18 protein-coding genes and 1 pseudogene are annotated in these 22,150 nt (G+C 72.3%); 6 read left to right on the top strand and 13 right to left on the bottom strand.

Annotated features, from left to right (window positions below):
• Position 1 precedes the first annotated feature (1 nt).
• A complete protein-coding gene (locus DMA15_RS35125; RefSeq protein WP_125516704.1) occupies positions 2 to 1,495 on the bottom strand; it encodes a hypothetical protein in 1,494 nt (497 codons plus the stop codon).
• Positions 1,496 to 1,729: 234 nt separating this feature from the next.
• Between DMA15_RS35125 and DMA15_RS35120 the strand changes: the two genes are divergently transcribed.
• Positions 1,730 to 2,917 carry an aminoglycoside phosphotransferase family protein gene (locus tag DMA15_RS35120; RefSeq protein ID WP_125516702.1) on the top strand — a complete coding sequence of 396 codons (1,188 nt, stop codon included), beginning with the start codon at positions 1,730 to 1,732 and terminating at the stop codon, positions 2,915 to 2,917.
• A 325-nt stretch (positions 2,918 to 3,242) separates the two neighbouring features.
• On the top strand, positions 3,243 to 5,231 hold the full coding sequence (locus tag DMA15_RS35115; protein WP_125516700.1) for an N-acetylmuramoyl-L-alanine amidase: 1,989 nt from the start codon (positions 3,243 to 3,245) through the stop codon (positions 5,229 to 5,231).
• Here the strand turns inward: DMA15_RS35115 and DMA15_RS35110 are convergent.
• Positions 5,228 to 7,561 carry a glycoside hydrolase family 95 protein gene (locus DMA15_RS35110; protein ID WP_125518222.1) on the bottom strand — a complete coding sequence of 778 codons (2,334 nt, stop codon included), beginning with the start codon at positions 7,559 to 7,561 and terminating at the stop codon, positions 5,228 to 5,230. The two genes, DMA15_RS35115 and DMA15_RS35110, sit on opposite strands and share 4 nt — an antisense overlap.
• Before the next feature lie 160 nt (positions 7,562 to 7,721).
• The gene (locus DMA15_RS35105; protein ID WP_125516698.1) at positions 7,722 to 8,222 is read right to left on the bottom strand and encodes a hypothetical protein; all 501 of its coding nucleotides are present in this window, start codon (positions 8,220 to 8,222) and stop codon (positions 7,722 to 7,724) included.
• A 374-nt stretch (positions 8,223 to 8,596) separates the two neighbouring features.
• On the opposite strand from DMA15_RS35105, the gene DMA15_RS35100 reads away from it, so the two are divergent.
• Positions 8,597 to 9,322, top strand: coding sequence for a leucine-rich repeat domain-containing protein (locus DMA15_RS35100; RefSeq protein WP_206302897.1), 726 nt, complete (start codon positions 8,597 to 8,599; stop codon positions 9,320 to 9,322).
• Between the two features lie 68 nt (positions 9,323 to 9,390).
• Here the strand turns inward: DMA15_RS35100 and DMA15_RS35095 are convergent, their stop codons facing one another.
• The gene (locus DMA15_RS35095; protein ID WP_125516696.1) at positions 9,391 to 9,798 is read right to left on the bottom strand and encodes a MerR family transcriptional regulator; all 408 of its coding nucleotides are present in this window, start codon (positions 9,796 to 9,798) and stop codon (positions 9,391 to 9,393) included.
• 50 nt (positions 9,799 to 9,848) lie between these two features.
• On the opposite strand from DMA15_RS35095, the gene DMA15_RS35090 reads away from it, so the two are divergent.
• A complete protein-coding gene (locus DMA15_RS35090; protein WP_125516694.1) occupies positions 9,849 to 10,733 on the top strand; it encodes an NAD(P)-binding domain-containing protein in 885 nt (294 codons plus the stop codon).
• 16 nt (positions 10,734 to 10,749) lie between these two features.
• On the opposite strand, the gene DMA15_RS35085 is transcribed toward DMA15_RS35090, so the two are convergent.
• The 6 genes from DMA15_RS35085 to DMA15_RS35060 form a co-directional block, all read right to left on the bottom strand.
• The gene (locus tag DMA15_RS35085; protein WP_125516692.1) at positions 10,750 to 11,673 is read right to left on the bottom strand and encodes a universal stress protein; all 924 of its coding nucleotides are present in this window, start codon (positions 11,671 to 11,673) and stop codon (positions 10,750 to 10,752) included.
• Positions 11,674 to 11,763: 90 nt separating this feature from the next.
• Positions 11,764 to 12,006, bottom strand: a complete 243-nt coding sequence (locus DMA15_RS35080) for a DUF397 domain-containing protein (RefSeq protein WP_125516691.1) — start codon at positions 12,004 to 12,006, stop codon at positions 11,764 to 11,766.
• A 106-nt stretch (positions 12,007 to 12,112) separates the two neighbouring features.
• Positions 12,113 to 13,279 carry a thiolase domain-containing protein gene (locus tag DMA15_RS35075; protein WP_125518220.1) on the bottom strand — a complete coding sequence of 389 codons (1,167 nt, stop codon included), beginning with the start codon at positions 13,277 to 13,279 and terminating at the stop codon, positions 12,113 to 12,115.
• A 44-nt stretch (positions 13,280 to 13,323) separates the two neighbouring features.
• Positions 13,324 to 14,379 (bottom strand): thiolase domain-containing protein, encoded by a 1,056-nt coding sequence (locus DMA15_RS35070; protein ID WP_125518219.1) that lies wholly within the window; start codon positions 14,377 to 14,379, stop codon positions 13,324 to 13,326.
• A 24-nt stretch (positions 14,380 to 14,403) separates the two neighbouring features.
• Positions 14,404 to 15,366, bottom strand: coding sequence for an OB-fold nucleic acid binding domain-containing protein (locus DMA15_RS35065; RefSeq protein ID WP_125516689.1), 963 nt, complete (start codon positions 15,364 to 15,366; stop codon positions 14,404 to 14,406).
• Positions 15,367 to 15,560: 194 nt separating this feature from the next.
• Positions 15,561 to 16,361 (bottom strand): crotonase/enoyl-CoA hydratase family protein, encoded by an 801-nt coding sequence (locus DMA15_RS35060; protein WP_125516687.1) that lies wholly within the window; start codon positions 16,359 to 16,361, stop codon positions 15,561 to 15,563.
• A 222-nt stretch (positions 16,362 to 16,583) separates the two neighbouring features.
• Here DMA15_RS35060 and DMA15_RS35055 point away from each other — a divergent pair, with 222 nt between their 5' ends.
• Positions 16,584 to 18,260: an acyl-CoA synthetase gene (locus tag DMA15_RS35055; RefSeq protein ID WP_125516686.1), complete on the top strand. Its 1,677-nt coding sequence runs from the start codon at positions 16,584 to 16,586 to the stop codon at positions 18,258 to 18,260.
• Between the two features lie 92 nt (positions 18,261 to 18,352).
• Here the strand turns inward: DMA15_RS35055 and DMA15_RS35050 are convergent, their stop codons facing one another.
• Complete coding sequence (locus tag DMA15_RS35050) at positions 18,353 to 19,798, bottom strand: PLP-dependent aminotransferase family protein (protein WP_240660103.1); 1,446 nt, start codon at positions 19,796 to 19,798, stop codon at positions 18,353 to 18,355.
• 109 nt (positions 19,799 to 19,907) lie between these two features.
• Here DMA15_RS35050 and DMA15_RS35045 point away from each other — a divergent pair, with 109 nt between their 5' ends.
• Positions 19,908 to 20,660, top strand: coding sequence for a hypothetical protein (locus DMA15_RS35045; protein ID WP_240660102.1), 753 nt, complete (start codon positions 19,908 to 19,910; stop codon positions 20,658 to 20,660).
• Here DMA15_RS35045 and aroQ read toward each other — a convergent pair.
• A pseudogene (gene aroQ / locus DMA15_RS35040) lies at positions 20,589 to 21,098 on the bottom strand (gamma subclass chorismate mutase AroQ); the annotation flags it as partial. The gene DMA15_RS35045 and the pseudogene aroQ sit on opposite strands and share 72 nt — an antisense overlap.
• Before the next feature lie 140 nt (positions 21,099 to 21,238).
• On the bottom strand, positions 21,239 to 22,084 hold the full coding sequence (locus tag DMA15_RS35035) for an alpha/beta hydrolase (RefSeq protein ID WP_125516682.1): 846 nt from the start codon (positions 22,082 to 22,084) through the stop codon (positions 21,239 to 21,241).
• Positions 22,085 to 22,150: the final 66 nt, after the last annotated feature.

Here is a 22,150-nt window from a genome sequence, read left to right as displayed (position 1 = left end):
GTTACGCCTTTGCCGTCCTGCCCGCCCCCTTGCCCCCCTTCGGCAGCGCGAGTTTGATCTCCTCGCGCAGGTCCTGGATCTTCGGGTATCCGGAGTAGTGCGCCGTCAGGCGGTACATCTCGCGCAGCCGGTCCCAGGTGCGGTGGGAGGAGTTGGCGCTCATCGACACCAGCGCCAACCGCGCGTACCGATCGGCCTGTTCGGGGTCGTCGGCGATGAAGCAGGCCGACGCCAGCGAGATGTAGTCGAAGATCTGGGAGCGGTCGTGGCCCTTGGCCCGCAGCTCGATGGCCGCCTTGGCGTGCCGCTGCGCGATGGTCGCCGCGGCCGGTTCGTGGTCGGCGAGGGTGCGGTAGGCGAGGGCCTGCATGCCGTGCAGATCCGCCTCGTCGAACATCTGCATCCAGCTCGGCGGCGGTACGTCCCCCTTGTCGGAGACGAAGAGGTCCTCGGCGAGCCCGAGCGTGCGCCGCATCGCCTGACCGCGCCCCATCGACGCCTGCGCCCAGGCCTCGATGGTGTACAGCATGGCCCGGGTGCGGGGCAGGGCCTCCTCCCCCGCACCCGACTTGGCGAGCTTCATCAGGTCCAGGGCGTCGTCCGGCTTGCCGAGGTGCACCATCTGGCGGGCGGCCCGCGACAGGGCCTCCCCCGCGCGCGGACGGTCGCCGCCCTCGCGCGCCGCGTGCGCCGCGATGACGAAGTACTTTTGGGCCGTGGGCTCCAGGCCGACGTCGTGCGACATCCAGCCCGCGAGGACGGCGAGGTTGGCGGCGACGCCCCACAGGCGGCGCTGGAGGTGGTCGGGGTGGCGGTAGTTGAGCATGCCGCCCACTTCGTTGAGCTGGCCGACCACGGCCTTGCGCTGCAGCCCGCCGCCGCGGGCCGCGTCCCAGGCGCGGAACACCTCGACGGAGCGCTCCAGCTCCTCGATCTCCTGTGACCCGATGGGGGCGGCCTCGTAGCGGTCGAACCCGGCGGGGTCGGCGTGCAATGGGTCGTTGATACGGGGGGCGTCGGCCACGAGGGCCGGGTCGGTGTGCAGCCAGTCGTGCATGGCGCTGCTGAGTGCGGAGCCTGCGGCAAGCGCGGCGCCCGCGCCCACCAAGCCGCGTCGGTTGAGCATGAGGTCCATTCCCGTGAATTCGGTGAGGACCGCGGCTGTCCGCTCGGGCGCCCACGGCACGCCGTCGGGGTGCTCCACACTCCCGCCGCCGCGCCGCTTCCCTGGACGCCCGTGCCGGACCAGACCTAGATCCTCGATGGTCACGACACGGCCGAGACGCTCGGTGAACAGGACGGCCAGCACCCGGGGCACCGGATCGCGCGGGATCTCCCCCATGTCGATCCACCGCCGCACCCGCGAGGTGTCGGTGGCCAGCTGCGGGTGGCCCATGGCCGCCGCCTGCCGGTTCACCAGTCTCGCGAGCTCACCCTTGGACCAGCCGGCCAGGCCGAACAGGTCCGAAAGGCGGGTGTTGGGTTGTCCGTTCACGTCAAGCCCCCAGGTTCTCGGCTGAGTTGACAGTAACCCTCTGTCAGTTGCTGAGCGACTATTCGCCAGGGTTCGCCAGGGTGCGCCAGATGGTGTGCCAGGGGAGGCCGGGTGTCAGGTAGGAGTGCGCCACCCCGACCCGGTCGCCGCAAGGCACTCCCCAGGGTGCTCCCGACGCGATCGGGGCGGGAGGCGCACGCAATTCACAGGCACACGAAGGGATCTGTATCGCCCATGTACGCAGCATCGTCCTCCGTGTCCGCCCCGCCCCGGCCGCTCCGCCCGCGCCCCCCGGCCCCCCGGGGCCGCGAGGTGCCCCCGCCCTCGGGGAACGGCCCCTATCTGGAGCCCGTGCGGCCCGCGGCCGCGCAGCTCGGCGCCGGCCGGACCCGTCGTGTGCCGGTATCCGGCGCTCAACCGCTCAGCGGGAGACTCGACTTGTCCGGCCCCCAGGGGGCGCAACTGCGCACCGCGATCGCCTCGGTGCACCGCATCTGTCCGGAGTTCAACCCCGTGCAGGTGCTCCGCCGGAGCGGGCGCACCGTCCTGCTCGTCGGTACGGCGGGACGCGGTGCCGCCGTCGCCAAGTGTTTACTGGACCACTCCCCTCTGTGGGCCGACCGGATCCGGCACGAAATAGCGACCTATCGTTCGTTCGTCCGGCACCGCCCGCCCGTGCGGGCGCCTCGCCTGATCGCCGCCGATCCCGAGGACTGCACGCTGGTGATCGAGCGGATGCCGGGGCGGGTGGCAGCACTCCAGCGGCACCCGATCGAGTCCCCGCCGCGGACGGACATCCGGGCCGCGCTCGGTTCCGTGCTGCGGCTGAACCAGTGGCGTCCGCCGGCGGAGATGTTCGGCAGGCCGATGGAGTACGGCAGGCGGATCTCCCGCTTCCACGAGCTGGGCCTGCTGACCGACCGTGACATGGGCGACCTGCAGAAGCTGCTGCAGGGCATCGCGCACTCGGCCGTCCACCAGGGCGACGGGCCCGAGTCCATGTGGCAGTTCTGCCACGGTGACGCCCTGCTGTCGAACATCCTGCTCTCGCCCGCCGGACCCGTCCTGGTCGACTGGGAGCACGCGGGCTGGTATCTGCCGGGGTACGACCTGGCGACGCTGTGGGCGGTGCTGGGTGACGCGCCGGTGGCGCGGCGCGAGATCAGTCAGCTGGCGCAGTCGGCGGGCCCCGCGGCACGCGACGCGTTCCTGGTCAACCTCATGCTGGTGCTGACCCGCGAGATCCGTACGTACGAAACGGCCGTGCAGCGTTCGATGCACGAATCGGCCCCGGCGGCATCGGGCCCGGCCCATCCCGGTGCTGCGCCGTCCGGTGAGGAACAGCGGCTGCTGCTGAGGCGGCTGCACGACGACTGCCAGATGGCCCGCCGGGCCGTACGAGCGGCGGTCGGCACTCGCTGACGGGGACAGAGGTCCGCGGTGCGCCCGTACCAGGGGCGCACCGCGGACTTTCGCATGCCCCTGGTACCTGTCCTCGGCATGCCCGTCGTCTCCGTCCTCGGCCGGTGAGGCGCCCGCTCATTGGTCCACGCCACTGACGCGTCGCAGGCGGTGGGGCCTGCCCCGGCGAAAGTCCGGTCCTGACGCGCCGAGACAGGCGCTGACATGCGAAATCAGTTGTCCTGGGCATGATTGACGGATCGTCGGGGAGCCGGTACCACTGACGCACGCCCGGCCCCGCACGCCCCGCCACGCTTCATCGGCCCGGAAGCCCCAGGAGGCTGCATTGCGAGGATCCACCGCCCCTGCCCCGTCCGCCCGCAGACGCACCCTCAGGACGGCGGGCGCCCTCGCGTCGGCCGGGCTGCTGGTGCCGCTGCTCGGCGCGGCCCCGTCGCCCGGCGCTCCCCGGCAGACGTCCGCCACTGACCTCCAGGGCGCCTTCGCGTCCGCCGCCGACGAGTACCGCGTGCCTCAGAGCGTGCTGCTCGGCGTCTCCTACCTCCAGTCCCGTTGGGACGCGCACGGTGGCGCGGCCAGCGTCACCGGCGGCTACGGCCCCATGCACCTGACCGACGCCCGCACCGCCCTGGCCTCCGCCCCGCACCACAGCGAGGGCGACGAGGACCCGCGCGGCGACACCTCGCGCCCGATGCCGCCGCCCAGGGCGAAGGTGCCCGCGGAGTCCGAACTTCCGGCGCGCCTGAAGACGTTGCCCCGCGCGGCCGAGCTGACCGGCCTGCCGGCGGACGAGCTGCGTACCGACGCCGCCGCGAATGTGGAGGGCGGCGCCGCCCTGCTCGCCGCGGCGCAGAAAAAGCTCGGCAAGCCGCTGAGCTCCGACCCCGCCGACTGGTACGGCGCGGTCGCCCGCTTCTCCGGGGCGGACGACGAGGCGACGGCGGCGACGTACGCCAATGACGTGTTCGCCGTCATCCGCGACGGTGAGCGGCGCACGACGGACGCGGGCCAGTACGTGGCGCTCCCGGCGGAGCCCGGGCTGCGGCCGGACACGGCGCAGCTGAAGCGGATGGGGCTGCGCAAGGCGGCCCCGGGTGAGACGGAGTGCCCGAGGACGGTGTCGTGCGAGTGGATCCCGGCCCCGTACGAGGAGTTCAAGGACCCCAACGGCAATCCCGACTACGGCAACCACGACAAGTCGAACCGGCCCAAGAGCCAGAGCATCGACTCGATCATCGTCCATGACACCGAGGGCCGGTGGGAGGGCGTCCTGAAGATGGTGCAGGACCCGACCTATGTGTCGTGGCAGTACACCCTGCGCTCCACCGACGGCCACATCGCCCAGCACGTGAAGGCCAAGGACGTCGCCTGGCACGCGGGCAACTGGTACGTGAACGCCAAGTCGATCGGTCTGGAGCACGAGGGCTTTCTGACCGCTCCCGACACCTGGTACACGGAGGCCATGTACCGCACGTCGGCCCGGCTGGTGAGGTACCTCGCCAAGAAGTACGACATCCCGCTGGACCGCCAGCACATCCTCGGCCACGACAACGTGCAGGGCACGGTCTCCTCCACGATCCGGGGGATGCACACCGACCCCGGCCCGTACTGGGACTGGCAGCACTACTTCACCCTGCTCGGCAAGCCGTTCCACCGCACGGCGGGACCGAAGGGCGGCCTGGTGACGGTGGCCCCGGAGTACTCCGCGAACAGGCCGGAGTACACGGGCTGCGCCAAGCCCGCCGAGAAGTGCGTGCCGCACGGGTCGGCCGCGGTGCGTGTGCACACCGAGCCGCGTGACGACGCGCCGCTGATCAAGGACATCGGGAAGCGGCCGGACGGCGGGAACTCCACGATCGACGTGAACGACGTCGGGGCGCGGCTCTCCACCGGTCAGCAGTACGCGGTGGCCGATCGGCAGGGCGACTGGACGGCCGTCTGGTACCTCGGCCAGAAGGCGTGGTTCAAGAACCCGAGGAAGCAGCCCACCGCCGTCGACGCGAAGGGGTTCGTGGTGACGCCGAAGGAGGGCGCGACGGAGGTCCCGGTGTACGGGCGCGCGTACCCGGAGAAGGAGGCGTACCCGGCGGGCGTGCCCGTCCAGGCGGTCTCCCCGCTGCCCTACAAGATCCTTGCGGGCCAGAAGTACGTGATCGGCGACAAGGTGCCGGGCGAGTACTTCTACGCGCCGACGTTCGACACCGCGCCGCACAAGGTGGTGCGCGGCAAGGACATGTACTACGTGATCCAGTACGGGCACCGCATCGGCTATGTGCGGGCGGCGGACGTGCAGGTGATGCGCTCGGGGTCCTAGTCGAGGACGTATCGCTGTCCGGCTCGCGCCCTGAAGGTTCTCGTGCCGCCCCTGAACAGGGTGCTGCGCACGGTGAGTTCGCGGGTGCGTGAGGCCTTCAGGGCGATGCGGGTGGCGCGGCCGGACCGCCAGGTGATGTCGATGGTCGCGCCGCCGCGGGCGCGCAGGCCGCGGACCGACCCGTCGGGCCAGTGGGTGGGCAGCGCGGGCAGGATGTCGATCACGTCGTGCTGGCTCTGCAGGAGCATTTCGACGATGCCCGAGGTCGCGCCGTAGTTGCCGTCGATCTGGAAGGGCGGGTGGGTGTCCCAGAGGTTCGGCAGCGTGGAGGACTTCAGCTGTTCGCGGAGCATCTGGTGGGCGTGGTCGCCGTCCCGCAGCCGCGCCCAGAAGTTGATCTTCCATGCTTTGGACCAGCCGGTGCCGCCGTCGCCGCGCGCCCTGAGCGAGACCTTCGCCGCCTCGGCCCACTTGCTCCCGGCCTCGATCTGCCGACCTGGGTGCAGGGCGTAGAGGTGGGAGAGGTGCCGGTGCTGGTCGGCGGGGTCGTCCATGTCGGCTTTCCACTCCTGGAGTTGGCCCCAGGAGCCGATCCTCAGGCCCGGGTCGAGCGTGCCGAGACTCTTCTCCAGCTCCGCGCGGAAGTCCGCGGAGTCGCCGAGCACGCGCGCGGCTTCCAGGGTGCTGGTGAGCAGCTCGTGGACGATCTGCTGGGCCATGGCGCCGCCCGCGGTGAAGTCGCCGTGTTCGGGTGAGTAGCTGGGGGTGGCGACCAGGGTGCCGTCGCGCGGGTCGGTGCGGAGGTTGTCGAGCCAGAACAGGGCGGCCTCCTTCATCGCCGGGTAGGCGGTGGAGCGCAGGTAGTCCGTGGAGCCGCCGAAGCGGTAGTGCTCGTAGAGCTGGGCGGTGAGCCAGGCGGCGGCCTCGGGGAACCAGAAGGCGGTCGACCAGTCGTGGACGCCGGTGAATCCGTACGGGTTGGTCTCGTTGTGCACCACCCAGCCGCGGCTGGCGAACATCTCCTCGGCCGTGCGGCGTCCGGGGGCGCGCAGGGCCTGGACGAACCGGTCGTAGGGGGCGGTGGTCTCCGCGAGGTTGGCGGCCTCGGCGGGCCAGTAGTTCATCTGGAGGTTGATGTTGGTGTGGTAGTCGGCCGACCAGGGTGGGTTGGTGCTGTGGTTCCAGAGACCCTGGAGGTTCGCGGGCAGTGAGCCCGCGCGCGAGGAGGCGATGAGGAGGTAGCGCCCGTACTGGAAGAACAGCGCTTCCAGCGCCCGGTCGGCGGCGCCGTCCCCTCCTCCGTACTGCTTGAGCAGCCGGTCGGTGGGGACGTCGGCGGGCAGGGTTTGCCCGATGTCGAGGGCGACCCGGCCGAACAGGGCGCGGTGGTCGCGCAGGTGGCGGGCGCGCAGCGCCCCGTGGCCCGCCTCGATCGCCTTGTCGACGGCTCGGGTGACGGTCGCGTGCGGATCCTCGCCGCGGTAGTGGGGGTAGGTGTCGGCGTAGTCGGTGCCAGCGGCGAGGACGAACCACACGTGGTCGGCGCCGGTCACCGTGATGCTGCCGTCGTCGTGCGTGACGCGCGTGCCGCCCTGGTGCCCGACGCGCAGCTGGGCCTCGAACTTCAGCGCGTTGTCGGCGAGTTCACCGCGTACGGTGATCCGGTCGCCGTCCGCCCGCGCGGTGAAGTCGGTGCGGGGCGAGGTGTGGCGCAGGGTGCAGGTGACCTTGGCGGGGTGGTCGGCGGAGAGCCTGCCGACGATGACGCCGTGCGGGTGCGAGGCGAAGAACTCCCGGTGGTGGCGCACCCGTTCATGGCGGTACGTGACCGTCGCGAGGCCCTGGTCGAGGTCGAGGGATCGGCGGTAGGCGGTGCCGGGGGCTGCCGGGGCGTCGGGCACGTCGATGTGCAGGTCGCCGAAGGTCTGGTGGGCGCCGTAGCCGCGCCGGGGCTGGCCGAGCCGCGCGGCGACCGCGGCCGGGTCGAGTCGGCCCTTCTCGTCGAGTTCGCGGCGCACGGCGTCGAGGGCGCCGGGTCTCGGGGCGCGCCAGTTGCCGGAGTCGTAGCCCTCCTTCGAGCCGGGGCCGCCGGTCCACAGGGTCTTCTCGTTGAACTGGAGCCGTTCGCGGGTGAGGGTGCCGAAGACCATCGCGCCGAGGGCGCCGTTGCCGATGGGGAGGGCTTCGCGTTCCCAGTCCGTGGCGGGAGCTGCGTACCAGAGCAATAATTCATCCGATGTGTCGCTGGGCGATTCCTCGGCCGCCTCGGCGTCGGCGAGCGCGCCACCGCCCGCCGCGAGGGCTGCCGCGCCGCCGATCGCGGACTTCATGGTGGTCCGTCGCGTGATCCCCTGAGTCATGGCCGGTCACGCTAAGGTCCGATGACTGGCCTGGCAAGACGGAAAACCGCCCCGCTCCTTGGACGGAACGGGGCGGTGCTTGGACGGAAGTGTGCGAGGCGGCCGGGGCGCGGGATGCGGGCGGGGGCGGTCAGGCCTGCTGGAACAGCTCCGCGGGCAGCGGCTTCAGGAGTGCGTACAGGTCGTCGGTGATCGGCCGGTCCCAGGCGGCGATGGTCACAAGGACGTTGTCGCTGCGGTCGAACTGCACGCACGAGATGCGGCTCTCCGACAGCTTCAGTCGGCGCACGATGAGGAGGTTGTCGCCCTGCATCACCGGCACGTCCTCGGTGGAGACGACCGTGACCTCCTCCTCGTTCTCCAGGGCGATGAGCAGCTGGGCCACCTCGAAGGGGACCTCGCCCTCGGCGGTGTCGCGCGCGGGCGCGCCCTCGGGGAGATTGCCGATGATCATCGCGGGGCCGCGCCCGCCGAAGAGGTCGTAGCGCAGGAACACGCCCTGGCAGCTGCCGTCGGGGGCGGGCAGCAGGCCCGCGCCGAGATTGCCGGGCCAGTCACCGGGATCCATGGCCAGGACATCGAAGTCCGGGCCCGCGGGGGTGGCGGAGCTGCGGCGGCGGAGGAAGGACATGCGCCCATGGTACGTGGCCCGCGAGGCGTTCCGGCGCGGGGGCGCGTGGCCTGCGGGGGGCGCGGGGGACGGGGCTGCGGGGGCGCGGGGGCGGTGCGACCTGCCATGGAGCGGGGCGGGCGGGGGTGGGGGCGGCGGCCCTCGCCAGGTGTGGGTGGGGCGGGGCTGTCACGCCCGCCGGTGCGGGTGGGGTGTACCTGTGGCCTCCGCCGATGCGAGGCGGGCGACCTGTGGCCCCCGCCGATGCGGGTGGGCCTACCTGTCTGTGCGGACGGAAGCGGTCACCGGCGTTCGTCGAGATAAGTGGGGGCGGCCCGCGACTGCCGACGCGCCCCGCGCATAATGGCGCCCCCACCGACAGCGGAGCCCCCGACATGACCGACGCATCCGTGCTGGACTACTGGCGCGCGGGCCTGACCGACGTACCGGACGAGGTCTGGCGGCACCCCCGCCCGGAGGCCCTGCTCCTGGCCGACAACGCACTCACGCACCTGCCCGCCCGCATCGGCACGCTCAAGGCGCTGCACACCCTCGACCTCGGGCACAACAAGCTGCGCGCGGTCCCGGCGGAACTCGGCGACCTGCCGTCACTCAGCCGCTTCCTCTACCTGCACGACAACGCCCTCACCGAGCTGCCCGCGTCCCTCGGCCGCCTCACCCGGCTCGCGTATCTGAACGTCGGGGAGAACCGCCTGACCGCGCTCCCCGACACGCTCGGCTCGCTCGCCGGTCTTGTGGAACTGCGGGCCCAGCACAACGCGTTGTCCCGGCTGCCGGAGACGATCGGCTGTCTCACCGCGCTGCGCGAGCTGTGGCTGCGCGGCAACCGTCTGCGGGAACTGCCCCCGTCCGTGGGCGCCTTGAGCGGGCTGCGCGAACTGGAGCTGCGCGAGAACGCGTTCACGACCGTGCCGGAGGCCCTGCGTGGCCTGCCGCTCCTGCGCCGCCTCGACCTGCGCGCCAATCACCTCACGGAACTGCCCGGCTGGGTCGCGGAGTTGCCGTCGCTGGAGAAACTGGACCTGCGCTGGAACGGCGTACGTGCCGACGACCGCGTTCTGCGGGCCCTGGACGCCAGGGGCTGCGTGGTCCTGCGCTGAGCGGCCGCGGCGCGCACCCGGCCACGCTCAGCGCCGGGCGCCCGGGCCACGCACGCCGCCCAGGCCGCTCAGGCGGGGACGGACTCCAGGTCGGCGCCGTCGAAGGGTCCGTAGCTCTCGCCGCCCACGCGCTCGGCCGCTGCCACGTACTCGGCGAGGGCGGCACGGGAGCGGGCGAGCCCGTCGATCTGCTCGTCGATGCGCCGCAGCCGGGACCGCATCGCGGCCAGCAGGTCGGGGCAGCCGGGCAGCTCCGGGACCTCTCCGACCGCGCACGGCAGCAGGTAGGCGATGTCCTCGGAGGACAGACCCGCGCCGAGCAGGTGCCGGATCTGCCTCACCCGCAGCACGGCACCCTCGTCGTACTCGCGATAGCCGTTCGCGCCGCGGTCCGCTTCCAGCAGGCCCTGGGCCTCGTAGTAACGCAACTGGTGGGCGTGGACACCCGTCCGGCGCCCCAGTTCCCCGATCCGCATCGAATCCCCCGCTTGACCTTCACACCGGTATCAACGTTGACGATGTTGCCATGAACAACACCACCGACACACATGTGACCGTTATCGGCCTCGGACTCATGGGCCAGGCCCTCTCCCGCGCCTTCCTCAAGGCCGGGCACCCCACGACCGTATGGAACCGCACGGCCGCCAAGGCCGACCGACTGGTGGCCGAAGGAGCCCTGCTTGCACCGACGTTCGGCGACGCGCTCAAGGCGAGCCCCCTGACGATCGTCTGCGTCACCGACTACCCCGCCCTGCGCGAACTGCTCGCCACGACCGACGCCGACCTGGCCGGCACCACCTTGGTCAACCTGACGTCGGGCGACTCGGCCCAGGCACGGGAGACCGCCCGCTGGGCCGAGCAGCGCGGCGCCCGCTACCTGGACGGCGCCATCATGGCCGTCCCCCCGGTGATCGGCACCGCCGACGCGGTGATCCTGCACAGCGGGCCCGAGTCCGACTTCGAGGCGCACAAGCCGGTGCTCGAAGCGCTCGGCACCGTCTCCTACCTCGGGGCGGACCACGGGCTCGCGTCCCTGTACGACGTGGCGGGCCTCGCCATGATGTGGAGCGTCCTGAACGCCTGGCTCCAGGGCACCGCCATGCTCAGGACGGCCGGTGTCGACGCCGCGACGTACGCGCCGTTCGCGCGGCAGATCGCGGCGGGCGTCGCCGAGTGGCTGCCCGGGTACGCCGAGCAGATCGACAAGGGCTCCTTCCCGGCCGAGGTGTCGGCCCTGGAGACCGACGCGCGGGCGATGGATCACCTGATCGAGGAGAGCGAGGCGCTCGGGGTCAACGCCGAGCTGCCGAAGCTGATCAAGGCGATGGCCGCTCGGTCGATCGCCGCCGGGCACGGCGGGGAGCAGTACCCCGTGCTGATCGAGGAGTTCAGCAAGCCCCACGAGGGCTGACGGGGGGCAGATCCTGTCAGGTCGGCGGTGGGACCACCGCCACCGGGCAGGCCGAGTGCAGGAGCACCGCGTGCGTGACCGAGCCGAGCACGCGTCCGCGCGCCGGTCCGCGCCGGTGGCGGCCGACCACGACCAGTTCGGCGGCGTGCGAGGCGTCGACGAGGTGACCGGCGGCGTCACCCGAGGCGAGGACCACGTCCACCGGTACGTCGGGGTGGCGCTCCCGGTAGGGGGCGAGCTGGGCGGCGGCCAGCTCGCCGTACGCCTTCTCCGTCTCCTGGTCCGCGACGGCGTTCAGCACGAAGTCGCCGACCGGGGTGAGGCTCAGCACGGACCACGCGTACGCGGCGATCACCTGGAGCCGCGCCCCGCGCCGGCCGGCCTCCGCGAACGCATACGCGAGGGCGTTCTCGTCGGGCGCGGGGACCGCAAGGCCGAGGACCACCCGGGGCCGGTCGGCCGGCACGGCCTCCCCGGCCTCGCCATGGGGGCGCGGCACGACCACCACGGGGCAGGGCGCCTCTCGCGCACACGTGAGGCCGTTCGAACCGAGCAGCAGACTGGCGAAGCCGCCCCTGCCGCGTGAGCCGAGCACCAGGAGGCGGGCCCGGGCACCGAGCCTCGGCAACTCGCGCCCGGGCCTGCCGTCCACGGAGACGAACTCCAGCGGCGGCAGGCCCGCGCGCCCGTCGAGGCAGGCGCGGACCTCATCGAGCACCGGGTCACTGTCGGCGCGCATCCGCACCGGGGCGGACGGGCCGTCGACGAGCGGTATGTCGTACGTACGCACATGCGCGATCCGCAGCGGCGCGTCCCGCAGGCGGGCGGCGGTCAGCGCCCACTCCAGGGCGCGCCCGCTGCCGGCCGAACCGTCCACGGCCGCGACCACGGGCCCGGTGCCGCCGCCGGGCCACCCACCACTCACCGGTTCGCTGCTCATGGCTTCAGCCTCGTGCGGCGCGGCCCGTGCGGCGAGAGTCGAAGGTCACGTGGTCGGCAGGGCCGAAAGTCCGCCGGACAGGCCCCGGCGCTATGTCAGGTCGAACTCGCCCTCGCGCGCGCCGTGGACGAAGGCTCCCCACTCCGCGGGGGTGAAGATCAGGGACGGGCTCTCCGGCCTGCGGCCGTTGCGCATCGCGACGAAGCCCTCGACGAAGGCGATCTCCACGTCCCCGCGCCCTTCGCTGCTCGATTGCCAGTCGGCGGTGCTGAGGTCGAGCTCCGGCTTGTCCCAGCCCGCGAGCGGATGCTGCTGAGTGGTGCTGTCGGCCACGTCCGTGCTCCTCCCGATGCGTCGTCCGGCGTCAGCCTAGCTTTCGCTCCGGGCGCCGGACAGGCCGCGGAGTCGGGCCTCGGTTCGTCCGGTGTGCCGGGTGGCGTCAGGTGGCGGGCGGTTCGGCCCCGACGAGCCACATGGCGAAGAACTGCGCACCGCCTCCGTAGGCGTGCCCAAGTGCCCTGCGCGCCCCCTCCACTTGGTGTGCGCCTGCCTGTCCCCGCACCTGAAGTGCCGCCTCCGCGAAGCGGATCATGCCGGAGGCGCCGATGGGGTTGGTCGACAGGACGCCGCCGGACATGTTGACGGGGAGGTCGCCGTCCAGCTCCGTCACACCGGACTCGGTGAGCTTCCAGCCCTCGCCCTCCGCCGCGAAGCCGAGGTTCTCCAGCCACATCGGCTCGTACCAGGAGAACGGCACGTATATCTCCGCGGCGTCGATCTCCCTGCGCGGGTCGGTGATGCCCGCCTGGCGGTAGACGTCGGCGGCGCAGTCCTTGCCCGCCTGCGGGGACACGAAGTCCTTGCCCGCGAAGAGCGTGGGCTCGCTGCGCATCGCGCCGCCGTGCATCCAGGCGGGCGGCCGGGGCGAACGGGCCGCGCCCGCACGGCCGGTGAGGATCATCGCGCAGGCCCCGTCGGAGGAGGGGCACGTCTCCGAGTAGCGGATCGGGTCCCAGAGCATGGGCGAGGCCTGGACCTTCTCCAGGGTGATGTCCTCCTCGTGGAGGTGCGCGTAGGGGTTCTTCAGGGCGTTGCGGCGGTCTTTGTACGCGACGAGGGAGCCGACCGTGTCGGGGGCGCCGGTGCGCCGCATGTACGCGCGTACGTGCGGGGCGAAGAAGCCGCCCGCCCCGGCGAGCAGCGGCTGTTGGAAGGGGATGGGCAGCGACAGGCCCCACATCGCGTTGGATTCCGACTGTTTTTCGAAGGCGAGGGTCAGGACCGTGCCGTGGACGCGGCCCGCGACGAGGTTGGCGGCGACAAGCGCCGTGGAGCCGCCCACGGAACCGGCGGTGTGCACGCGGAGCATGGGTTTGCCGACGGCGCCGAGGGCGTCGGCGAGGTACAGCTCGGGCATCATGACGCCCTCGAAGAAGTCGGGGGCCTTGCCGATGACGACGGCGTCGATGTCGGCCCACGTCAACTCGGCGTCCACAAGCGCGCGTTGGGCGGCCTCGCGGACGAGGCCCGCGATCGACACGTCACGCCGGGCGGCCACGTGCTTGGTCTGCCCGATCCCGACGACGGCCACGGGCTCCTTGCCCACCGAACTGCCCATCGAATCGCTCACTGAGTTGCTCACCGAGTTGCTCATCGGGTGTCTCCTTCCAGGAGGGCGACCAGGTTCTGCTGGAGGCAGGGCCCCGAGGTGGCGTGCGCGACGGCGCGGTGGGACGCGCCCCGGTGGATGCGGGCGGCGGCCTCACCGATCCGGATGAGGCCGGCGGCCATCATGGGGTTGGCGGCGAGCGCACCCCCCGAGGGGTTGACGGTGACGTCGTCGCCGAGCCTCAGGGCCTTGCGCAGGACGACCTCCTGGGAGGTGAAGGGCGCGTGCAACTCGGCGGTGTCCACGGGCCGTTCGAAGACTCCGGCGCGCTCGGCCGCCAGGCGCGTGGACGGCGAGTCGGTGAGGTCGCGCACGCCGAGGCCGTGCGCCTCGACGCGGTGGTCGATGCCCCGGATCCACGCGGGCCGCTCGCACAGGTCCCGGGCCCGCTCCCCCGCCGCGAGGATCACGGCGGCGGCGCCGTCACCGACCGGCGGGCAGTCCCCGGTGCGCAAAGGGCGTACGACGTAATCGCCCTGCGCGACGGAACCGCTCAGCTGCGCATGGGGGTTGGCGGTGGCATCGGCGCGGCTGCGCCGCGCCACCCCCGCGAGCGCGGGCTCGTCGGTCTCGCCGGCGTCGATGAGCGCCTGCGCCTGGAGCGCGGCGAGCGCCACGGAGTCGGGCCACAGCGGGGCGAGGTAGTACGGGTCGAGCTGGCGGGTCAGGACGTCGCGTACGGAGCCGGGCGAGGACTTGCCGTAGGAGTAGACGAGCGCGGTGTCGGCCTCGCCGGTCTGCAACGCGGTCCACGCCTCGTACAGCGCCCAGGCGCCGTCCATCTCGACGTGCGACTCGGAGATCGGCGGCCAGGCGCCGACGCCGTCGAGCGCCATCGTGAAGGAGAAGGCGCGGCCCGCGAGGTAGTCGCAGGAGCCGGAGCAGGTGAAGCCGATGTCGCTGGTCCTCAGGCCGGTGGCGGCGAGGACCTGGTGCAGCACCGGCATGAGCATCTCGACCTCGGACAGCTCGTCGGTGGAGCGCAGGTGGTCGGTCTGCCCGAAGGCGACGACGGCGACGTCGCGGGCGGGCCGCATCACGGACGGCTTGCGGGGCGCCATCTAGATCAGCTCCTTGTACGTGTCGTAGTCGGCGTCGGGCTCGCCGGTGGGCCGGTAGTGGTCGGGGAAGCGGCCGCCCTCGGTCCACACGGGTTCGACGCGCAGGCCCATCCGCACCTCGTCGTAGGGGATCCCGGCGATGCGGGCGTGCAGGGCGAGGTCGGCGCCGTCGAGGGCGATGTGGGCGTAGACGTAGGGGACTTCGATGTCGAGGTTCTTCGCCTTGATGTTGACGATGCAGTACGTGGTGACGGTCCCGCGCGGCCCGACCTCGACCCGCTCGGCCGTGGCGACTCCGCAGGTCGGGCAGGCGCCCCGGGGCGGGACGTACACCTTGCGGCAGGAGGGGCAGCGTTCGCCAACGGTCTTCTGTGCGGAGAGGGCGTTGATGTAGGCGGTCTGGGCGCGGCCGGGCGAGTAGGTGTAGTCGAGCCGAGCGGGTGCAACGATCCCGGTGACGGGTTCCGCGAACTCCCCGCTGTGCGGGGCGCCTTGGCGGGCGCCGCGCTCCCCCTCGTACGGCTCGAAGCAGGCGATGTCCGTGATGGCGCCGACGCGTTCGGCGGCCCAGCGGACACGGACGCGCATGCCGGTGCGTACGGCGTCCGGGCCGGGGGCGTCGAGGGCGTGGAGCAGGCCGGTGTCGGCGCCGTCGAGCTTCACCAGGACCCAGGCGAAGGGAGTGGCGAGGGGCTGGCCGCGACGGGGCTCGTGGTTCCAGGCCCAGGTGGTGACGGTGCCGGTGGCGGCGACCTCGACGAGGTCACGTATCTCCTCGGCGGTCACGGGGTCGTACTCGACGGGCGGTACGAGCGTGCGCCCGTCCCGGGCCTTGACCCCGAGGACGACGCGTTCGCGCAGCCCGGTGAGAAAGGCGCTCTGCACGGGCCCGAGGGACCGGGTGAACGGAAACTCGACGACAAGAGGAGCACGAAGCACGCCGGACGAGGGAGCGGATGCCATGGACAGACTCCATTTCACTCGGGACACGAGAGGCGCCCGTCAGGGTTCAGGGAGAGGGAAGCCCCGTCAGGGGCGCGAGGAACGGCGCGACCAGCCACGACGCACCCGCAGCGAACAACCGACCGGCGGTAAGCCCCGTCAGGGGCGCGGGGAACTGCGCGACCAGCCACAACACACCCGCAGCCGACAAAGACCTACGCCCGCCGAAACACCGGCACCCGCTTCTCCGCAAAGGCTCTGGAGCCCTCCCCCGCGTCGGCGGTGTCAAAGACGGGCCACCCTCTCTCCAGCTCCGCCACGAGCCCCTCCGCCTCACTCATCTCAGCGGTCTCATAGACGGACGCTTTGACCGCCTCCACGGCGAGCGGCCCGCACCCATTGATCTGCTCGGCGATCACCAGCGCCTTCTCCAGCGCCGAGCCGTCCGGCACGACATGCCCGACAAGGCCGATCGCCGCCGCCTCGGCCGCCGAGTAGGGCCGCCCGGTGAGCAGCATCTCCAGGGCGTGCGTACGAGGGATCTGGCGAGGGAGCCGCACGGTCGAGCCCCCGATGGGGAAGAGCCCGCGCCGCACCTCGAAGAGCCCGAAGGTCGCCGACTCCCCCGCCACGCGAATGTCCGTGCCCTGCAAGATCTCCGTGCCGCCGGCCACGCAGTACCCCTCGACGGCGGCGATGACCGGTTTGCGGGGCCGGTGGTGGCGCAGCATCGCCTTCCAGTGCAGATCGGGGTCGGCCTTCATCCGGTCCCGGTACCGCTCGCCCTCCATCCCCTTGCCCGCGAGGGCCTTGAGGTCCATGCCCGCGCAGAACGCGCCGCCCGCGCCGGTCAGCACGATCGAGCGGACCGCGTCGTCCTCGTCGGCGGCCACCCACCCGTCATAGAGGCCCACGAGCATCGACAGCGAGAGGGCGTTCTTCGCTTCGGGCCTGTTCAGCGTGAGGATCAGTGTGGCGCCTTCGCGCCGCACGGAGAGGTGTTCCGTCCCACCCATGTGCCGTGCTCCCTCCATCGACGGCCACCGAAGGCCGGCCTGTCGCCTCCGGACCTGGAACAGGTTGCAGTAGCCGGGGAGCCAGTTCAATAGTTTTCTGACACATAGTCAGTTTTGTTGCGCGGGGCCCCTTCCCAGTTGTGGGCGCCTCTGCTCTGATGACCGCCAGGCCGGACGTCGGACGAAGCGTCGCAGGGGACGTTCGGGGTCAGGAGGAGAGCGGTGGAGTACAACCTTGCCGACCTGTTCGAGTCGGTCGTCGACGTGGTTCCCGGCCGCGAGGCACTCGTCTACATCGACCACCCCGGCACGGGCGCCGAGCGCCGGCTGACCTACGCCGAGCTGGACGCGGCGGCCAACCGCCTCGCTCACCACCTGATCGACAGCGGCCTGAAGCCCGGCGAGCACCTGGGCCTGCATCTGTACAACGGCGTCGAGTACCTTCAGACCGTCCTGGCCTGCCTCAAGGCACGGCTCGTACCGGTCAACGTCAACTACCGTTACGTGGAAGATGAGTTGGTCTACCTCTACCGCGACGCGGATCTCGCGGCGCTCGTCTTCGACGCCGAGTTCACCGGGCGGGTCGCGGCGGCGCTGCCGCGCACGGAGAAGCTGCGGCACCTGATACGGGTGGGCGAGCCGCCCTCCCCCGCCGCCCCGTCGGCCTCCACCGACACCGCCGACGCCACGGACGCCGCCGACGTGACGGACACCGTGGACGCCCTCGACATCGTGGCGTTCACCGACGCGGAGGCCGCGGGCTCCCCGGACCGGGGCTTCGGGCCGCGCTCGCCGGACGACCTGTTCATCATCTACACGGGCGGCACGACCGGCATGCCCAAGGGCGTCATGTGGCGCCAGGAGGACCTGTTCTTCGCGGGGCTCTTCGGGGGCGAACCGGCGGGCGAGCCGGTGAAGCGGCCCGAGGAGCTGGCCGAGCGGGTCGCGGCGGGCGGGCCCGGCCTCACCTTCTTCCCCGCTCCCCCGCTGATGCACGGCACGTCGACGCTGACGTCGTTCATCGCCTTCCACTACGGCCAGCGGGTGGCCCTGCACCGCAAATACGTCCCCGAAGAGGTGCTCCGCACCATCGAGCGGGAGAAGGTGTCGAGCGTGTCCCTGGTGGGCGACGCGATGCTCAGGCCGCTCATCGACGCCTTGCGCGGCCCGCTCAAGGGCACCGATCTGTCGTCGCTGTTCAGCGTCTCCTCGTCCGGGGCGATCATGTCGGAGACGGTGCGGGCCCAGTTCCAGGAGCTGGTGCCGCATGTGCTGCTCCTGAACAACTTCGGCTCCTCCGAGTCCGGTTCCAACGGGAAGGCCACGGATGACTCGGGGCCCCGGAAGGGCTTCCGCCTGGAGGTCAACGAGCGTACGCGCGTGGTGGATCCGGCCACCCACGAGCCGGTCGCGGTGGGCGAGCCGGGCCGCCTCGCCCAGCGCGGGCATGTCCCGCTCGGCTACTACAACGACCCGGTGAAGACCGCCGAGACCTTCTTCCAGAAGGACGACGAACGCTGGGTGCTGCTCGGCGACATGGCGACGGTCGACGAGGACGGCATCGTCACCGTCCTCGGACGTGGCTCGCAGTGCATCAACACCGGTGGCGAGAAGGTGTACCCGGAGGAGGTCGAGCAGGCCCTGAAGTCACATCCGGACGTGTACGACGCGCTGGTCGCCGGAGTGCCCGACGCGCGCTGGGGCTCCAGGGTCGCCGCCGTCATCCAACTGCGCCCCGGAGCGCCCGCGTTGGACCTGGAGGCAGTCCAGACCCACTGCCGCGCGCTGCTCGCCGGGTACAAGATTCCGCGCGCGGTGGTCTTCACCGACCACATCCAGCGCTCACCGAGCGGCAAGGCGGACTACCGCTGGGCGAAGACGGTGGCGGCGGGAGCGTAGCCGCCGCGTTCAGAGCGCGTCGCCGCGTCCAGGGCGCGTGGCCACCGTATCCAGGGGACCTGGCCGCCGTATCCAGGGCGCCCGGCCCGCGCTCAGGCCACCCAGTGCGGCCGCCGGGCGGCGGCGACCGGTGCAAGCCCCCCGCCGTACGCGGTGGCCAACCGGCACACCGCCTCGCGCAAGGTGTCCCCGGGCAGGGTGTACGGGATGCGGAGCCGCTGTTCGAAGACGCCCGGATCGGTGGCGAAGCAGGCGCCGCTCTCGATCCGCACCCCGTGCTCCAGCGCCCGCTCGGCCAGCGCGGAGGCGATCGGCTGCCCGAGGTCCACCCACAACGACAGGCCGCCGGGCGGCAGTCGCCAGCTCCAGCGCGGAAGGTGCTCGGCGAGGGCGGCGGCCAGCGCGGCCCGACGGCCGCGCAGCTGCTCCAGGCGGCTCGCCGGCAGCTCGTCGGCACGGTCGAGCAGGTCGAGGGCGAGCAGCTGGTCGAGGACCGAGCCGCCCATGTCCGTGGCGACGCGCTGCCCCGCCAGTTCGGTGACGAGCCGCGCGGGCGCGCGCAGCCAGCCGACGCGCAGGCCCGCCCAGTGCGTCTTGCTCATGGAGCCGATGGTGATGAGCTGGCCCGTGCCGCCGGGGGCCGCGTGGGAGACGAAGGGCGCGGGGGCCGGGGCGTCGAGGGCGAGTTCGGCGAGGGTCTCGTCGACGACGAGCCAGGCACCGGAGCGCTGAGCCGCGCGCAGGACGCGTCCTCGTTCCCCTTCGGGCATGAGGCAGCCGGTCGGGTTGTGGAAGTCGGGTATGAGGTAGGCCAGTTGGGGCACGGCCTGGCGGAAGGTCGACTCGACGATCTCGGTGTCCCAGCCGGTGTCGGTCACCGGGACCGGCACCGTGCGCAGCCGGGCGCGCCGCATCGCCTCCAGGGCGTTGGGGTACGAGGGGTTCTCGGCCAGGACGCGGTCGCCGGGACGGCAGAGCAGTCCCAGGACGAGGGTGAGGGCGTGCTGGGCACCGGCGGTGACGAGGATCTGTTCCGGCATGGTCGGCAGGCCGCGCCGGGTGAAGCGCTCGGCGACGGCGGCACGCAGCTCCGGCAGCCCGTAGGGGTGGTAGCCGGGGGTGTCCGCGTGGTCCGCGAGGTGCGGGGCCACCCGGGTCAGGGCGGCGGCGAGCGTGTCGCGCGGCAGGGCCGGTGCGGCCCTCGCCAGGTCGATGGCGCTCTCCTCGGCCGCCGCGAGGAGGCGCCGGACGCCACTGGTGGCACGCCCCTCGGGCAGGGCCGTCCAGGTTCCGGCGCCCTGGCGGCTGTGCGCGTAACCGCCCTCGCGCAGGAGGTCGTACACGGCCGTGACGGTGGTCCTGCTGGTGTTGAGCGCGCCCGCCAGTTCCCGCTCGGCGGGGAGTCTGACGTGCAGCGCGATGCGGCCGTCCAGGATGAGTTCACTGATCGCCTGGGCGAGGTGGCGGTAGGCGGGGCGCCTGCCGGCGGAGTCGGGCAGCAGGGCGGCGAGCTGCCGGCTGCCCAGCGCGTCAACCACACCATTCTCCTTGGATTGGCCGTACTTCCAGGGCCAATCACACCACAGAGTGGCAACCAATGGCCCTGACGGGCAGCTCCCCTGCACCACTTCCCGGAGGCAACACGGCATGCGGCAGGACATCACGTACGTACCCCTGGGCGAGGACCCGCTGAGGCGCCTCCCCCAACTCTTCCTGGGTCTCGCCCTGTACGGCTTCAGCCTCGCGGTCCTGGTCCGGGCGGCCCTGGGCGCCACTCCCTGGAGCGTCCTCTGCGAGGGCCTGGAGCGGCGCACCGCGCTGAGCTTCGGCACGTTGAGCGCGCTCGTGGGCGTGCTCGTGCTGCTGGCGTGGATTCCGCTCAAACAGCGGCCCACGTTGGGCACCTTCGCCAACATCGCCGTCGTGGCCGTCTCCTCCGACCTGGGCCTCGCGCTCGTGCCCGCGCACCTCGGCCTGCCCGCCCGGGCCGGTCTGCTCCTCGGCGGGGTGGTCCTGAACGGTCTCGCCGTCGCCGTCTACGTCGGCGCGCGCTTCGGCCCCGGGCCCCGGGACGGCCTGATGACCGGCCTCTCCGCCGTGACGGGCTCTTCCCTGCGGCGGGTCCGCACGCTCATCGAGGTCGCCGTGCTCGCCGCGGGCTGGCTGCTCGGCGGGACGGTGGGCGTCGGCACCGTGCTCTACGCGCTCGCGGTCGGCCCGGTCACCCAGTTCTTCCTGCCCCGGTTCGCGTACGTACGGGTCTCATCCCGCGCAGACGGACCGCAGCGCCCGCCCCAGCGCGAGCGTGTGCAGGGCGTCGAGCCGATCGGCGTGCCGGGTGTGCGCGGCGGCGGCGGTCAGGACTCCCCCGCAGTACGGCGCGGTCCGCGCGCCCGCTGAGGCGGCGATGCCCCGCACCAGGCCGCCGTTGATCCGGTTGATCTCCTCGCGGACCTCGGCGAGGTCGGGCCGCTCCTTCGGCGCCCGGGAGGGATCGGCGTCCCAGCGCCGGAACAGCTCCCGCTGGACCACCTTGTTGGCCTCGATCTGATCACGGAAGATCCGCACCGTCGCCTCGGGGTCGCCGCCGCTCTCCCGCGCCTGCCGGGCCACGGCCTCCAGGACCTGCTTCTCACGTGCCGGGTCGTCGATGGGGCTGCCCGTGCCGTACTTGGCGGCGGCGACGAGATCAGCGGCGGCAAGCCGCCGGGCCGACAGCTCGGCGAGCGGGCGCAGTTGCCCGTACGAACCCGTGGCCGCCCCAGCGACGACCGCCGGTGCGGGCACGGCGACGGCCCCGGAACTCCCCGCGAAGAGCGCGGCGGCGACGGCGCCCATGGCCAGGACGCGACACACGGCTGAGGTGACCGGCACGGAGACTCCCTTGGGCGATCGCTACGAGCGGGCACCCATGGTACGAGCGCCCCCGCCTCGGCATTCCCCGGACAGACACACCCCCGCCCTGGGAACAGCCCGGCTCAGTGCTGCGCGAGGAACCCCGCGACCCGCCGCGTGAACCACTCCGGATCGTCCAGCCACGGGAAGTGCCCGCCGCCGGGCTGTACTTGGCACACGCCGCCCGGGAAGAGAGCGGCCAGCTCCTCGGCGCGGGCGGGGCTCGGCCCACCGTCGTAGGCGCCCGCCAGCACGAGCACCGGCGCGGTCATGGCCGTGAGGGCGGCGCGGGTCGCGGGCGGGTCGAAGAAGGCCTCGCCGTAGTACGCCTCGGAGGCCGCCAGGTTCTTCTGCGCCGTGCTCTGTGCCCGGTGCGTCTGAGCCTCGGCGTCCCAACGTCCGTACAAGAGCGGCCCGATAACGTCCCAGCCCGAGGTGGGCGTACGCCCCTGTGCGATCTCCCGCAGTGCCACCTCGGCCGCCGGGTACCAGGGCTCATCCTTGCGCAGCTCGGCGGCCTCACGACGGTCCTCGTCGGTCACGACGCCGCCCACGGCCAGCGTGGCCGGGGTGACGAGGATCAGGGTGCGGATCCGCTTGGGATGGCGGGCCGCGTACAGCGTGGCGAGGTCGCCGCCGGCGGAGTGCCCGAGCACGTCGACCTGATCGAGCCCGAGGTGCTCGCGCAGCGCCTCCACGTCGTCGGTCTGGCGGTCGCAGCGGTACGTCGAGGTGTCGTCCGGGGCCGCCGAGTCACCCGTGCCCCGCAGGTCGAGCAGGATGAGGCGGCGGTGAGCGGTGAGGCCGCCGAGGTCGCCCAGATAGACGGAGGCCCGCATGGGACCGCCCGGCACGCAAAGCAGCGGCGCCCCGTCCCCTTTCTCGTGGTAGGCCAGCTGGGTCCCGTCGTACGCGCTGAATACCGGCATGCCGGAGATCATCACATCCCCGTGTGGCCCGGGCAACGCCGTTCCGCCCCCGGCCCACCAGCTCGA

Origin of the sequence: Streptomyces sp. WAC 01529, from assembly GCF_003945545.1 — a bacterium.
Lineage (GTDB): Bacteria > Actinomycetota > Actinomycetes > Streptomycetales > Streptomycetaceae > Streptomyces > Streptomyces anatolicus.
This window is presented reverse-complemented; position numbering and strand designations above follow the sequence as displayed.